At 65.7% G+C, this 14,900-nt stretch carries 13 protein-coding genes; 8 read left to right on the forward strand and 5 right to left on the reverse strand.

Annotated elements, in window-relative coordinates:
* Positions 1–13 precede the first annotated feature (13 nt).
* The 5 genes from gyrB to dnaA form a co-directional block, all read right to left on the reverse strand.
* A complete protein-coding gene (gyrB, locus tag ACJJV7_RS11570) occupies positions 14–2,056 on the reverse strand; it encodes a DNA topoisomerase (ATP-hydrolyzing) subunit B (protein WP_405374580.1) in 2,043 nt (680 codons plus the stop codon).
* Positions 2,057–2,180: 124 nt separating this feature from the next.
* Positions 2,181–2,669: a DUF721 domain-containing protein gene (locus tag ACJJV7_RS11575; RefSeq protein ID WP_405374578.1), complete on the reverse strand. Its 489-nt coding sequence runs from the start codon at positions 2,667–2,669 to the stop codon at positions 2,181–2,183.
* A complete protein-coding gene (gene recF / locus ACJJV7_RS11580) occupies positions 2,662–3,837 on the reverse strand; it encodes a DNA replication/repair protein RecF (RefSeq protein WP_405374576.1) in 1,176 nt (391 codons plus the stop codon). The genes ACJJV7_RS11575 and recF overlap by 8 nt, the downstream gene beginning before the upstream one ends.
* A 62-nt stretch (positions 3,838–3,899) precedes the next feature.
* Positions 3,900–5,042: a DNA polymerase III subunit beta gene (gene dnaN, locus ACJJV7_RS11585; RefSeq protein ID WP_405374574.1), complete on the reverse strand. Its 1,143-nt coding sequence runs from the start codon at positions 5,040–5,042 to the stop codon at positions 3,900–3,902.
* A gap of 450 nt (positions 5,043–5,492) precedes the next feature.
* Entirely contained in the window at positions 5,493–6,917 is a 1,425-nt protein-coding gene (gene dnaA / locus ACJJV7_RS11590; protein ID WP_405374572.1) for a chromosomal replication initiator protein DnaA, read from the reverse strand.
* 304 nt (positions 6,918–7,221) lie between these two features.
* On the opposite strand from dnaA, the gene rpmH reads away from it, so the two are divergent.
* The 8 genes from rpmH to ACJJV7_RS11630 all read left to right on the forward strand — a co-directional run bounded on the left by rpmH (position 7,222) and on the right by ACJJV7_RS11630 (position 14,835).
* Positions 7,222–7,359: a 50S ribosomal protein L34 gene (gene rpmH / locus ACJJV7_RS11595; protein WP_026302947.1), complete on the forward strand. Its 138-nt coding sequence runs from the start codon at positions 7,222–7,224 to the stop codon at positions 7,357–7,359.
* Positions 7,360–7,369: 10 nt separating this feature from the next.
* Positions 7,370–7,708, forward strand: a complete 339-nt coding sequence (gene rnpA / locus ACJJV7_RS11600) for a ribonuclease P protein component (protein ID WP_405467860.1) — start codon at positions 7,370–7,372, stop codon at positions 7,706–7,708.
* Entirely contained in the window at positions 7,705–8,061 is a 357-nt protein-coding gene (gene yidD / locus ACJJV7_RS11605; protein ID WP_405374568.1) for a membrane protein insertion efficiency factor YidD, read from the forward strand. The genes rnpA and yidD overlap by 4 nt, the downstream gene beginning before the upstream one ends.
* A gap of 6 nt (positions 8,062–8,067) precedes the next feature.
* The gene (yidC, locus tag ACJJV7_RS11610; RefSeq protein ID WP_405374949.1) at positions 8,068–9,168 is read left to right on the forward strand and encodes a membrane protein insertase YidC; all 1,101 of its coding nucleotides are present in this window, start codon (positions 8,068–8,070) and stop codon (positions 9,166–9,168) included.
* 18 nt (positions 9,169–9,186) lie between these two features.
* Positions 9,187–9,696 (forward strand): protein jag, encoded by a 510-nt coding sequence (locus ACJJV7_RS11615; RefSeq protein WP_405374566.1) that lies wholly within the window; start codon positions 9,187–9,189, stop codon positions 9,694–9,696.
* Complete coding sequence (gene rsmG / locus ACJJV7_RS11620; RefSeq protein WP_405374564.1) at positions 9,689–10,339, forward strand: 16S rRNA (guanine(527)-N(7))-methyltransferase RsmG; 651 nt, start codon at positions 9,689–9,691, stop codon at positions 10,337–10,339. Before ACJJV7_RS11615 ends, rsmG begins: the two co-directional genes overlap by 8 nt.
* A gap of 2,592 nt (positions 10,340–12,931) precedes the next feature.
* Positions 12,932–13,861, forward strand: a complete 930-nt coding sequence (locus ACJJV7_RS11625; RefSeq protein WP_405374947.1) for a ParA family protein — start codon at positions 12,932–12,934, stop codon at positions 13,859–13,861.
* Positions 13,861–14,835: a ParB/RepB/Spo0J family partition protein gene (locus tag ACJJV7_RS11630; RefSeq protein WP_405374562.1), complete on the forward strand. Its 975-nt coding sequence runs from the start codon at positions 13,861–13,863 to the stop codon at positions 14,833–14,835. Before ACJJV7_RS11625 ends, ACJJV7_RS11630 begins: the two co-directional genes overlap by 1 nt.
* Positions 14,836–14,900: the final 65 nt, after the last annotated feature.

Genomic DNA, 14,900 nt, shown 5'->3' on the forward strand with positions numbered 1-14,900 from the left:
TCGTCGCCGGTGCTCAGATGTCCAGGAACCGGACGTCCTTGGCGTTGCGCTGGATGAACCCGCGACGCGCCTCGACGTCCTCTCCCATGAGCACTGAGAAGATCTCATCGGATGCCGCGGCGTCATCGATGGTGACCTGACGCAGCGTGCGCGTCTCGGGATCCATCGTCGTCTCCCACAACTCCTTGGCGTTCATCTCGCCGAGACCCTTGTAGCGCTGCACGCCGTTGTCCTTGGGGATGCGGTTGCCCGCCGCGACGCCGTCCTTGAGCAGCGCATCGCGCTCACGGTCGCTGTAGACGTACTGGTGCGGCGCGTTCGACCACTTCAGGCGGTAGAGCGGCGGCTGCGCGAGGTACACGAAGCCGGCCTCGATGAGTCCGCGCATGTAGCGGAACAGAAGGGTCAGCAGCAGCGTGGTGATGTGCTGGCCGTCGACGTCGGCATCGGCCATCAGCACGATCTTGTGGTACCGGGCCTTGTCCGCGTTGAAGTCCTCGCCGACACCCGTGCCGAAGGCCTGGATCATCGCCTGGATCTCGGCGTTGCCGAGCGCGCGATCGAGGCGCGCCTTCTCGACGTTCAGAATCTTGCCGCGAAGGGAGAGGATCGCCTGACGCTCCGGGTCGCGCCCCGACACCGCGGAGCCGCCGGCGGAGTCGCCCTCGACGAGGAAGATCTCGCTGATCGAGGGGTCCTTGCTCGTGCAGTCCTTGAGCTTCTCGGGCATGGATGCCGACTCGAAGACGCTCTTGCGCCTCGCCGTCTCACGGGCCTTGCGGGCCGCCAGACGTGCCGTCGCGGCATCCACCGCCTTCATGATGACGCGCTTGGCCTGAGCCGGGTTACGGCCGAGCCAGTCGTTGAGCTGATCGCCCACGACCTTCTGCACGAACGCCTTCGCCTCGGTGTTGCCGAGCTTGGTCTTGGTCTGACCCTCGAACTGCGGCTCGGAGAGCTTGACCGAGATGACGGCGGTGAGGCCTTCGCGGATGTCCTCGCCCGCGAGGTTGACGTCCTTCTCCTTCAGGAAGCCCTTCTCACGTGCGTAACGGTTGATCTGCGACGTCATCGCGGCGCGGAAGCCCTCTTCGTGCGTTCCGCCCTCGTGGGTGTTGATCGTGTTCGCGAAGGTGAAGACGTTCTCGCTGTAGCTCGTCGTCCACTGCATCGCGAGCTCGAGCGAGATGTGGCGGACGGTGTCCTCCAGCTCGATCTCGATGATCTCGTCGTTGACGACCTCGGCCTTGCGCACCTTGTTCAGGTACTCGACGTAGTCGACCAGGCCGCGCTCGTAGAGGAAGTCATCCTGTCGCTGCTGCGTCTTCGACCCGCCCTCGTCGAGGTCGACGACGTCGACCGCTTCGGGGCGTTCGTCGGTGAGGGTGATGCGGAGGCCCTTGTTGAGGAAGGCCGTCTGCTGGAAGCGCGTGCGCAGAGTGTCGTAGTCGAACGACGTCGTCTCGAAGATCGTCCCGTCTGGCCAGAAGGTCACGGTCGTGCCGGTCTCGTCGCTCTCCTCGCCCTTGGCGAGCGGGGCCACCGGGGCGCCCCCGGTCTCGAACGACTGGCGCCAGACGTGGCCCTGACGCTTGATCTCGACGTCGAACCGCGTCGACAGGGCGTTCACGACCGAGGAGCCGACGCCGTGGAGGCCGCCGGAGACGGCGTACCCGCCGCCGCCGAACTTGCCGCCCGCGTGAAGGACGGTGAGGACGACCTCGACCGTCGATTTCGAGGGGTCGGAGCTGTGGGGGTCGACCGGGATGCCACGGCCGTTGTCGATCACGCGCAGACCACCGTCTTCGAGGATCGTCACGTGGATCGTGTCGCAGTATCCCGCGAGGGCCTCATCGACCGCGTTGTCGACGATTTCGTACACGAGGTGGTGGAGCCCGCGCTCACCGGTCGAGCCTATGTACATGCCGGGGCGCTTCCGGACCGCCTCGAGGCCTTCGAGGACCTGGATCTCCGAGGCGCCGTATTCGGCGGGAATCCGGGCTTCTACGGGCGTTTCGGGTTCTTCGGGAACGGTGTCGGGGGTTTCTGACGTCATTGGTTTCGTGCGCTCCACATCCATCGTTCAGGCCTTCTTCCCAGTCTATCGGAAAGGGGCGGCCATTCGCCGCTGGACGGCGCTGTGAGCCCTCGAAAGCTCCGCGGATGGTGCGGGACCTACCTCACCCGTAGGTATCGCGAGGGCCCCGTCCTGGAACGGCTCTGGGGCCCCATTTCCACGAGGGTACGTCCGGCCCTACGAAGCGGACCGACTGCACGCCCGCTTCGGGAAAGCGTCGGATGAGCTCGGTGACGATCGTCGATCGCATCAGATGGAGGTTCTTCGCCCAGGCCGTCGAGTCGCATTGCACGGTCAGGATGCCGTCGCTCAGCGCCACTGGATCGGCGTGGCGCGCCGTCTCCTCACCCGCGACCTCGGCCCACTGCAGCACGAGGTCTTCCCGGGCGAGCTGCGGATCCCAGCCCGACTGCCGGGTCAGGTCGGTGAGCAGATCGCCCAATCCCTTCGGATCGCGACCCGGCGCGAACGGCATGTTCTCGTCGTCGACGCTGCGCCGGGTGCGCTTGCGCCGCTTCGCCGCCGACGGCTCGAGGCCGCGGAGGCGGAGGTACGTCGCCGTCGTCTCGGGGATGTCGGCCGCGTCAGACATCGGCGTCCACCACGATCGCGCCGGCCTCGACCCGGACGGTGCGGGCGCGGAGCGCCGCGGGGACGTCGCCTTCGACCGCTGCTGTCACGATCACCTGCTCGAAGCCGGCGACGACGCCCGCCAGGCGGGCGCGCCGGTCGGCATCCAGTTCTGCGAAGACATCGTCGAGGATCACGATCGGATCACCCAGCCGCAACTGGTCGCGGAGGATCTGCGCGGACGACAGCCGGAGCGAGAGCGCCATCGACCACGATTCGCCGTGCGACGCGTAGCCCTTGACCGGCAGACCGCGGAGGCGGAGGAGAAGGTCGTCGCGGTGCGGCCCGACGAGGGTCACTCCGCGCTCCAGCTCGCTCGCGCGCTTCGCCTGCAGCGCCGCTCGGAACGCCGCCGACACGACCGCGGGATCGCGCGCGGCATCCGTCACCGGATCGGCGGATGCCGCCGGGGCGTCGTCCTCGGGATCGACGCCCCCGATGCTCGAGATCCATTCGAGGTGGGGGTCGTGATCGGCGCCGGCGATCGCCTCGTAGGCCTCCCGCAGCGGCGCCGCGAGATCGTCGGCCAGCCGGACGCGGGCGATCACGATCTCGGTGCCGAGCGCGATGAGCTTGTCGTCCCACACGTCGAGGGTCGTGAGCTGCTCCGCGCGCAGGCCACGCGCTCGCGCCGATTTCAGCAGGGCCGTCCGCTGCTTGAGGACGCGATCGTAGTCTCCGAGCACACCCGCGAGCCGCGGAACCCGCTGGATGAGCAGCTGGTCGGCGAAGCGCCGTCGGGCCGAGGGATCGCCGCGGACGATCTGGAGATCTTCCGGCGCGAAGAGCACGACCTGTGCGTAGCGGGGAAGCTCGGACGTCCGAACGGACGAGCCGTTCACCCGTGCCTTGTTCGATCCCGACCGGTTGAGCTGCGCCTCGAGCTGGATGCGACGCTCGCCGTGGGCGAGTCGGGCACGGACGAACGCCGCGTCGGCGCCGTACCGGACCATCGGCGCATCCTGCGAGACACGGTGCGATCCGAGTGTCGCGAAATACGCGATCGCCTCGGCCAGGTTCGTCTTGCCCTGGCCGTTGCGCCCCACGAAGACATTGGGACCTGCGTAGAGCGTCACGTCTGCCGCCGCGTAGTTACGGAAGTCGACCAGACTCAGCTGCTCCACGATCATCAGATCACCCTAGTCGCGGCCCCCGACGTCGAGATTTCGCTCGGCATCCTGTCCGCGCCGGATCAGCGCAGCAGCAGGTTCGGCTGCAGGAGGTACTTGAAGGTCTCGGGCGTGCCCGAAGTCTGCGGGGTGATGAGCACCGGGCTGAGCTTGTTCGCGTTCTCGCTCGACGTGAACGTCACCCGCGTGAACTCGCTCTTGACCGCGCCGAGCGCCTCGAGCAGGTACTGCGGGTTCAGGCCGAGGGTGACCTCATCGCCCGCGAGCGTCGCGTCGACCGACTCGGTCGCCCGCGCCTGCTCGGTGCCGGACGCATCCATCGACACACCCTCGTCGGAGAACGTGAACCGGAGCGGAGCGGAGCGATCGAGCACCAGCGAGACACGACGCACGGCCTCGATGAGGTCGGCGGTGTTGACGACCGCGTAGTGCTCGGTCTGCGCGGGGAAAAGTCTTCTGACCGGGGGGAAGTTGCCCTTGATCAGCAGCGAGGTGACGGTTTTGTTGCCCGCGGTGAACGCGATGATCTCGCGGTCGCCCGAACCCGAGAACGACACCTGGATGTCGCCGGCGTGCGAGAAGGTCTTGCCGACCTCCGTCAGCGTGCGGGCTGGAACGAGAGCGGTCGTGGAGTCCTCACGCGCGACGGCTCCGTTGTCGAAGCGGATCTCACGAAGGGCCACGCGGTAGCGGTCGGTCGCCACGAGGCTGAGCTCGTTCCCCGTGACCTCGAGCTGGACACCCGTCAGCACCGGGGTCACATCGTCGCGGGATGCCGCGAATGCCACCTGCGCGATGGCGGTCGAGAAGTCTTCACCAGGCACCAGGCCGGATTCGCCGCTGACCTCAGGAATCGCGGGGTATTCGGCGACGGGCATCGACGCGAGGGTGAACCGGGCCGATCCGCAGGTGAGCAGGATCTCGCCGGAGGCGTCTTGCTCGATCTGGATCGGAGCGTTCGGAAGGCGGCTCGCGATCTCGGAGAGCAGCCGGCCGTGGACGAGGATCGTGCCCGGCTCGTCGACGGTCGCTTCGATGAGCGTGCGAGCGGATGCCTCGTAGTCGAAAGCCGCCAGCGAGAGGCCGGCGTCGGACGCCTCGATCAGCACACCCGCGAGGATCGGCTGCGGATTGCGCTGCGGAAGCAGCTTCACGACGAAGGACACGGCTTCGCTGAAGACGTCGCGGTTGACGTGGAACTTCACAGATGCTCCCTTGACGGGGTGATGGGCCCTCTCATGCTAGTGCCCAGGACTTGTCGTTCCGGAAGCACCTGCGCCGCCGCCGGCCGACCGCGACGTTCACTCACAAGGTGATCGGATCGGGATTTCGATAGAGAGAGATTTGTCATGGTGTTAACCGCTGTGGAAACTGTGGATAACTCCGTGGATCCCTGTCGAGAAGTGGGAACCACACGTGTGTAACTTGTGCACGGGCTGCGGAAACTCACGTGGTGCGCGTCAGAGTGGTCGAGCGTCGTTCAGGCGCTCCTCCACAGGCTGAGCCCGTTCGTTCACATTTCGTCCCCGCCGAAGAGGAGTTATCCACAGGCTTTCCACACTGTGGGAAACTCGCATGATGAGGGCGGGGCGGCATCCGTGTCAAGCTCGCCGGAGTGTCGCCTGCGGACACCGCGGCCCGGCCGCGTCCGCGAATCAGCGAGTGGGGCGGCCGAGCTGCGTCGTGATCTCGGAGACCTGGTTGTAGATGGACCGGCGCTCCTTCATGAGCTCGCTGATCTTCTTGTACGCGTACATCACGGTCGTGTGGTCGCGGTTTCCGAAGAGCTGGCCGATCTTGGGCAGCGACAGGCTGGTGCGCTCGCGGCACAGGTACATCGCGATCTGGCGCGCGGTGGCGACGGACTGCGACCGGCTCGATCCGTAGAGGTCATCGACCGTGAGCCGGAAGTACTGGGCCGTCGCGGAGATGATGTCGGTCGGCAGGATGACGTTCGCGTCGTCCTGGTCGACGATGTCGCGAAGGACGGTCTGCGCCAGGGAGATGTCGAGGGTCGACCGGTTGAGGCTGGCGAACGCAGAGACCCGGATAAGAGCCCCCTCGAGCTCGCGGATGTTGCTCGACACCTTCGTCGCGATGTACTCGAGAACCTCATCGGGAACCTGCAGCCGCTCCGATTGCGCCTTCTTGCGGAGGATCGCGATACGCGTCTCGAGGTCGGGCGCCTGCACGTCGGTGATGAGGCCCCACTCGAACCGGCTCCGCATCCGATCCTCGAAACCGGTGAGGTGGCGTGGCGGGACATCGCTCGTGATGACGACCTGCTTGTCGTGATCGTGAAGCTGATTGAACGTGTGGAAGAAGGCCTCCTGCGTTTCCGCACGGCCCTGGAGGAACTGGATGTCGTCGATCAGGAGGATGTCGACGTCGCGGTACCGCGCCTGGAACGCCGCGGCGCGGTTGTTGACGATCGAGTTGATGAAGTCGTTGGTGAACTCCTCGCTCGACACGTACCGGACCTTGATCCCCGCGTAGAGGTTGATCGCGTAGTCGCCGATCGCGTGCAGGAGGTGCGTCTTGCCGAGGCCGGAGTCGCCGTAGATGAAGAGCGGGTTGTACGCCTTCGCCGGTGCTTCGGCCACGGCGACCGCCGCCGCGTGGGCGAAGCGGTTCGACTGACCGATGACGAAGTTGTCGAACGTGTACTTCGGGTTCAGCCGGGTGTCGCTGCGAGATGAGGGCGCGGCCTGCTCGCTGTACTCCTCGGATGCTGACCGGGTCGGCGTCGTGGGAGTGGGCGACAGTGCGGACTGCACGGGAAGCGGCGCTGTCAGATGACTGTCGATGAGCTCGGGGTTCACCACGACACGGAACGTCGTGGCGGCCGGCTCGGCATCGACCTGAGCGAGGGCTTCGAGGATCGGACCGCGGAGGCGCTTGTTGAGCTGCGCGGCGGTGAGGTCGTTCGGCACGTCGAGGTAGAGCGTCCCGCTCATCACTCCCTGGGCGACGGCGAGGCTCAGGAAGCCCTGCAGCTGAGGGGTGACGCGATCGTCTCCGTCGAGGACCTCCCGTACAGCGGTCCAGACCGGGACATCGGGAAGTTCGTGCTCGGACATGACCCTCCCGGGTGTGGAGAAAGCTGTGGAAGGCTCTGTGAGAGCCTGTGGATAAGTATCCGGCTCACGCTAACCATCCGCGACCTGCCGGGCCAAATCCACTGTAGAACCGGTGCGCGTGTCGACGCCAAGGGGTTTCCACAGGCGGTGGATAATGACGGGTCGCCTGAGTTCGGTTTGGGATCTCAGGGATATCGACGTATCCTAAATCGGTTGACTTGTGCCCTCACGGGCATGTCCCCCATGTACCTGTGTCCCCGGTCTAGAGCGTTCGGGTGACCCCGCCGATCCCGGAGTGATCTTCATGAGCAAGCGCACGTTCCAGCCCAACAACCGTCGTCGCGCCAAGAAGCACGGCTTCCGTGCTCGTATGCACACCCGTGCAGGTCGCGCCATCCTTTCGGCTCGTCGCGCCAAGGGGCGCACCGAGCTCTCGGCCTGACCTCGTCACGGTGCTGGCGCGCGGGAGTCGCATCACCCGCGGGACGGACTACCGATCCGTCGTCCGCGGGGGTTCCCGCTGTGCCGGATCGCACACCGTGACCTCTGTCGTCCGTACGACTGATCAGCGCCCCCCACGCTTCGGCTTCATCGTGAGCAAGCAAGTGGGGGGCGCTGTCGTGCGCAATACCGTGCGTCGCCGGCTCAAGGCGATCTGCGCGGAAGCGATGCCGGTCGTCCGCCCAGGCGCGGACATCGTCATCCGCGCGCTCCCCAGCTCCGCATCGGCGGACTTCTCCGCACTGCGCGCCGAAGTGCTCCGCTGTCTCGAGCGGAAGGCATCCGCGTGAGCACAGCGACACTGCCGTCGTACACCCGAGGCGACGGCCATTTCGAGCCCGAAGCAGCGCTGGGCGCCATCCCCCTCCTCCCGAGGAATCTGCTGGTGGGTGCGCTGCACGGGTATCGGGCCACCATCTCCCAGCTGTATGGCGATGTGTGCAAGTACTATCCCTCGTGTTCGGCCTATGCGCTCGGTGCCGTGCAGCAGCACGGAGCGCTGAAGGGCTCGGCGCTCGCAGCGGCTCGCGTGCTGCGCTGCCATCCCTGGGCCGCCGGCGGCATCGATGACGTCGCACCCCACCCGCACTTCCGACACCACCTGACTTCGCACGGCTTCGTCGTGCCCCGCAGAAAGGACTGATCCTTGCTGGATCTCTTCGCCGCGACACCGATTCCGGCGGTCCCGAACCCCACCACGCCGCCGCCGGATGCGTCGCTGGACTTCTTCAGCACGATCATGTGGCCGTTCAAGTGGGTCGTCGAGGCGATCCTGGTGTTCTGGCACTGGGTGCTGACCTCGCTCGGCATGCAGCCCGACACCGGTCTGACGTGGGTCCTGTCGATCGTCGGGCTCGTCATCGTGGTGCGCGCGGCCCTCATCCCGCTGTTCGTGCGCCAGATCATGAGCCAGCGGAAGATGCTCGAGCTCGCGCCCGAGATGCGCAAGATCCAGGAGCGCTACCGCGGCAAGAAAGACCAGCTTTCGCGTGAGGCCATGAGCCGCGAGACCATGGCGATGTACAAGAAGCACGGGACGACGCCGTTCTCGAGCTGTCTTCCCCTTCTCGTGCAGATGCCGATCCTTCTCGGCATGTTCTACACACTGAGCGAAGTCAAGCGTCACGCCGAGTGGGGCGTGGGTGGTGCCGGCTTCCTCGATCCCGTACTCACGAGGCAGTTCTACGACGCTCAGCTCTTCGGTGTCGCACCGCTGCACGTCAACATGATCGAGGCGATCAACACCAACGCGACGGTGACCGTGGCGATCCTGGTGGTCCTCGTCATCCTCATGATCGCGTCGCAGTTCTTCACCCAGCTGCAGATCATTTCGAAGAACCTCTCCCCCGAGGCCAAGACCGGCCAGGCGTACCAGATGCAGCGCATCATGCTCTACGTCCTGCCGCTCGCCTTCATCTTCTCGGGCGTCTTCTTCCCGCTCGGCGTCGTCATGTACTGGTTCACGTCGAACCTGTGGACGATGGCGCAGCAGTTCCTCGTCATCCGCAACCTCCCGACACCCGGTTCGGAGGCGGCGAAGGCACGCGAAGAGCGTCTCGCGAAGAAGGGCAAGGCGCTCGATCCCAAGGGCAAGGTCATCCCGCTCGAGAAGTACGAAGCCGAGCAGCGTCGCCTCTTCGAAGAGGCCGAGCGCGCCAAGGCGGAGGCCCCGAAGCGTCAGCAGCCCGTGCGCAAGCAGCGCGCCAAGAAGCAGCAGCCCAAGAAAGGCCCTCAGGGCGGCACGTCCTGACTCGGCGAAGGAATCACCATGACTGATCAGACACTCCAGAACGAGCGCGTTGCGCGGGTCGACTCCACCGTGGAACAGCTCGAAGAAGAGGGCGACATCGCGGCGGACTACCTCGAGGGCATCCTCGACATCGCCGACATCGACGGCGACCTGACCCTCGACGTCCGGAGCGGGCGCGCGTACGTCTCGGTCGAGAACGAGAACCCGTCGGAGCTTGCCCTCCTCGCCGATCCCGACACGGTGAGCGCATTGCAGGAGCTCACCCGAATCGCCGTGCAGACCAAGACGGGGCGGTTCTCCCGCCTCATCCTCGATGTCGGTGGATCGCGCGACGCCCGGCAGGGACAGCTCGCTGCCCTCGTCGAGCGCGCCGTCGAGCGCCTCGATGACGGCGCTTCGCAGGCGTCGCTCCCCCCGATGTCGAGCTACGAGCGCAAGCTCATCCACGACATCGCCGCAGAGCACGGGCTCGTGTCGGAATCGTACGGCGAAGGCGCTGACCGTCACACCGTTCTCCGTCGTGGCTGAGGCGTCGGGCGAGACCTCGGTGATCGAAGCCGAGCCGGATGCCGCGGCATCCGTCTTCGGGGACCGCATCGATCTCGCACGACGATTCACGAACGACCTCGCCGCCCAGGGTGAGGAGCGCGGCCTCATCGGTCCGCTGGAACTCCCGCGACTGTGGACCCGTCACATCTTGAACAGCGCGGTGGCCGCGCCGCTGTTCACCGCCGGCTCGCGGGTCGGTGATATCGGGTCGGGTGCTGGCCTTCCGGGACTCGTGCTGGCGATCGCGCGTCCCGATGTCCGGTGGGTCCTGATCGAGCCGATGGAACGCCGAGTGACGTGGCTGAGCGAGCAGGTCGAGGCGCTGAACCTCGACAACGTCCAGATCGTCCGCGCTCGCGGCGAGGACTGGACAGAGGGCGCGGTACTCGACGCCGTCACCGCTCGCGCCGTGAGTGCGCTCAAGACGTTGATCCCGCTGACCGCGCCCCTCGTGCGATCCGGTGGCGAACTTGTGCTCCTCAAGGGAGCGAACGCGGCCAACGAGATCGCGGCAGCCGAGAAGCAGATCAAGCGCTACCGGTTGAGCGACGTCCGGGTCGAGCCGGTCGGCGAGGGTGTCGTGTCGGAACCGACGCGCGTCATCCGCGCGACGGTTCGCTGACAGTCCTCAGGCGACCCTCAGGCGCTGGGTGCCACTCCTTGCTCGGGATAAGCCTTCTGATCTGGTGTTTAACTGGCTTCTCGCGCCTCTTCCCACGGTAGAGGCGCGGAATGAACGACACCTCGCGGGTGACAGCTTCTGGCGATGGAGCGCTGCGTAATCTCGGCTTAGGATCGCGCTGAGAGCGCGCTAACGAGGCATGTCGCGGTGCCGGCGGGCTGGTCTGTGCTGTCGGGCTCGGCGAGGCGGTGCGTCTTTCAGCATCGTGGCGTCGACGTCGACGTCGACGCCGACGTCTTCGAGTTCGGCGCGGAACTGATCATCGGGTCGCGCCGGACCTTGTTGCGGCCGTTCATCGTCGTGCGAACAGCGGCGCGCGGGGGTATCCCCCGGTGTCGGTGTCGACTGACTTCGCGCGAGTTCCGGTGAATGCGCCGGCACCCGCCGGCCTCCGTGCGGATGTCGAGGACGTGGACGTCCGGATGTTCGACGGCCGATGCGACGATGGCGTCGTGCGTCGAGTGCCATCAACACTCTGAACACGACCGATGGGGCCGGGCATCAGGTATGGACAGAGGGTCGCCACAGCATTCCGCGTTCACACTCCGGGCGTGTGCGCGGGTAGAAGCATCACGGTTGTGGGAACGGTCCGGCAGCTGCAGCGAGATATGGGCGCCGGCCAGGGCCAGTCGGCGCGCAACGAGGCAGCATCGCTGCCCGTCACGCTCTCGAATCGATTTGTCACCGACAGGCGTGATGCGTGCGGGAGCATCGCTCAGCTTCACTTCGCGCGCTGCGACGTGACCCATCGCCGGTGTTCCACGTGAAACATCACGGCCGGCCGACCGTGGAGAGTCTCGCGATCCGGTACGGCGGATCGCAGGTGGTGGGCGATACCGGCTCCACGGGCAGGGCGAGGCCTGCATGCGACGAGGACCGCTCGGCTGTGCGAGCGTTCACGCGAGACTCAAAAGGCGGTGCTGATCGCCAGCCTTCGATGTTTCACGTGAAACACAAAGTTCCGGGTTTCCCGTACACCCCTGGGGCCCGCTTACGCAGACTGCTCACGACCAGCTCTCTCTGTGCTCGCTCGCTTGGACGCTGTGAGCACCAGCACTCAATCGCTCGGTTACGCCGGTTCCGTAGAACCCGGACGCGCTCTGCAGACCCCGCTGCTTGTGACCGTCTCCATCGGCGCAAGGGCGGGATGTTTCACGCGAAACGGCGGCCGTCTGATTAGCGCGTTCTCTTCGCAGGCTCTTTGGGACGAGGGAACGTTCAGACGCTCAGGGTTCAGTTGCCGGGGAATGGATCCTTGTCGTCCAGTCCCGTCTGCCCACGACGACCCAATCCAGGGGAGGGTCGGCTGGTCACTGCGAATCAGTCGGAGGTACGGGGTTCGTGACGTACGACTCGGATGGTCCTTGTCTATATGCCGGAGGCACCGGTTCCGTCACGTACGACTCGGCTAATCCCTGTGTGTCAGCGAAAGGCCCCGGGTTCGTGACTTACGGGGGGCTCGGGCGACGTGAGGCGACAAGCCCAAGCGGTCGAAGGCGCTCCTGAGCGTGAGGCCGTTGAAAGAGCTCCGGCGCGTTGAAGGCAAAGACAGATCGAAGAACCATGAGGTGCCGGGATTTACGGATGGGACCGGGGCGGTCTTGGTCGCGACCGAAGCCGCGAGGTCGCTGCCGCTGTCAGCATACGAGGGCGGCCGGCCTCACGAGCGCGCCGACGCAGATCGACCACGGATCGCACAAACCCGGTAGTGGCGCTGTGGTGGCCATGGCCATGGCCACGCTGCGCGGCGGCGGGCCGTTTCAGGTGGAGCATCCACGGGCCAGGCAGCGCATGGCGCAGTCGGCAAGGATGTGACGAAGGTGCCCCCATTCCGCCTGATGGGAAGGGCAGCACAATGGGTCGCATCCGGGTCGCGGCCGCCCACTAAGGCATCTCCCACCCAAGACAGCGGGCGTCTCTCTTTCTGAAACGGGATCCGGAAGGGTGTCTCCGCGGCTCATTAGGCGCCCTCGCGATGCTCGCATCACGTTTCACGTGAAACATCGAAGACGCCGTCGTGCGATTAGCACGTCAACGCCCCCGGGTATGTCGGTCGATATCTATCGGCCCATCTACGTCCGGGGCAATGCGCTTAATCCCCGGTCAGTCTCGGGATAAACGGCAGTGGGCGTCCCACGTGCCGATGGGCGTCCCCGAATGCGGGCGCGTGAGCCCAGCAATGATTCGCTGTACAGACCCACCTACATGTGGGTCTGAGCGATCCATACATCGGGACGTTGACCTATCCACGTGGACGGCGCTGAAGATACGTCGCTGATGACGAATGTTTCACGTGAAACACAACAGCTTCCGTCTGTCGCGTAGAGCCAACTACCTCGGAGATTGACGTTTCGCGTGAAACACGACGCCCCTTGTCGGTCGCGCGCGCAGTCGGTAGGACCGCAGTGCCAGGTTTCACGTGAAACATCGGGCGGGACACGCTCGGACACCGTTTCACGTGAAACGACGCGCGCAGCGGTGGGAGAGGGGTCGACTACAGTGGAAGAGTCCTCGAAACGACAGGAGTACCAGGTGCCGGAATCGGAGAATGCAAGCTCTCCCGCACCATTCTCGTTCGACGACAGCCCCATTGCGCGGGAGCTCGCGGACCTCACCTCACGTCGTAAGGCGTTGAGTAACGTCACCATGGAGTTCGACGGCTCGACCCGTGTAGTGACGGTATCGAACCAGAAGGGCGGCGTCGGAAAGACCACGACCACCGTCAATCTGGCTGCCGGCCTCGCCTCGGTGGGGGCTCGAGTTCTCGTGATCGACCTCGATCCGCAGGGGAACGCATCGACGGCGCTCGGAATCCCGCACAGCGCCGACGTACCGAGCATCTACGACGTTCTGATCGACGAAGAAGCTCTCGCGGACGTCATTCAGACGAGCCCGGAGTCGCCGAATCTGCTCTGCGCGCCCAGCACCATCCACCTTGCGGGCGCGGAGATCGAGCTTGTCTCACGAGTCGCTCGCGAGCACCGTCTACGTACAGCGGTGGAGGACTATCTCGCCGACAATCACGTGGACTTCATCTTCATCGATTGCCCGCCGTCGCTGGGACTGCTGACGATCAACGCGTTCACGGCGGCCACCGAGGTGCTGATCCCGATTCAGTGCGAGTATTACGCGCTCGAGGGTCTCAGCCAGCTGCTCGGCAGCGTGACGATGATCCAGAAGCACTTGAACACGAAGCTGCACCTGTCGACGATCCTGCTCACGATGTACGACGGACGAACGAAGCTCGCGCAGCAGGTCGCCGATGAGGTGCGCACACACTTCCCCGAGAACGTGCTGGCCACAGTGATTCCGCGCTCGGTCCGCGTGTCCGAGGCGCCCAGCTTCGGTCAGACCGTCATCGCCTACGACGGCCAATCGGCCGGCGCCGTCGCCTATCGGGAGGCAGCGGTCGAGATCGTCAAGCGAGGGCAACAGCAGTCAACGAACGAGGGGGACCACTAATGGCCAAGCGAACCGGACTGGGCCGCGGCATCGGCGCTCTCATCCCCACGTCGGACCCCTCGGGCGCCCGACCTGTCGATGTGTTCTTCCCGGGAGCGCCGAGCGAGGCGGATGCCGCAGCGGCCGCCGAGTCTGCGGAGGCAGGGGAGTCGCAGCCGGAGCTCGTGGCGATCCCGGGCACCCGGCTCATCGAAGTGGATCCGCACGCGATCGTGCCGAACCCTCGCCAGCCGCGGTCGAACTTCGATGCCGACGACCTGGCTGAACTCGTGCACAGTGTGCGGGAGTTCGGTGTCCTGCAGCCCGTTGTCGTCCGGCAGAACGAGGCCGGCGAGTTCGAGCTCATCATGGGTGAACGCCGCACGCGTGCCGCGCGCGAGGCGGGACTCGCGAAGATTCCGGCGATCCTCCGCGAGACGGAGGACGAGAACCTTCTGCGCGATGCGCTGCTCGAAAACCTGCACCGCTCGCAGCTGAATCCGCTCGAAGAGGCATCCGCCTACTCGCAGCTCCTCGAGGACTTCGGCATCACGCAGGAAGAGCTCGCGACTCGGATCGGGCGTTCGCGCCCGCAGATCAGCAACACGATCCGTCTGCTCAAGCTCCCCGTACCCGTACAGCAGCGCGTCGCTGCCGGCGTCCTCAGTGCCGGTCACGCGCGCGCGATCCTCTCGGTCGAGGATGTCGACGCCATGCAGCGGCTTGCAGACAAGATCGTCAACGAGGATCTGTCTGTCCGTGCGGCCGAGGCAGCCGCGAAGACGTCGGCGAATCGCGTTGCCACTCTCCCCAAGGCGGGCAGCCGCCGGGCGCACCTCGATGACGTCGCCGACCGGCTCGGCGATCGGCTCAACACCAAGGTCCGGATCGCGCTGGGCGCAAGAAAAGGCCAGGTCATCATCGATTTCGCCACAATCCAGGATCTCAATCGGATCTTGGGTGAGCTGGGAGAGACCGAGTACGGCACGCTCTGAGCCCTGCTTGTCCACGGCTTTCGCGAGTGACGGCCCGCCTGTCGCAGGGTCGGATTACGCTTGTT

This window comes from Microbacterium sp. Ld4, from assembly GCF_045066555.1.
Classification (GTDB): domain Bacteria; phylum Actinomycetota; class Actinomycetes; order Actinomycetales; family Microbacteriaceae; genus Microbacterium.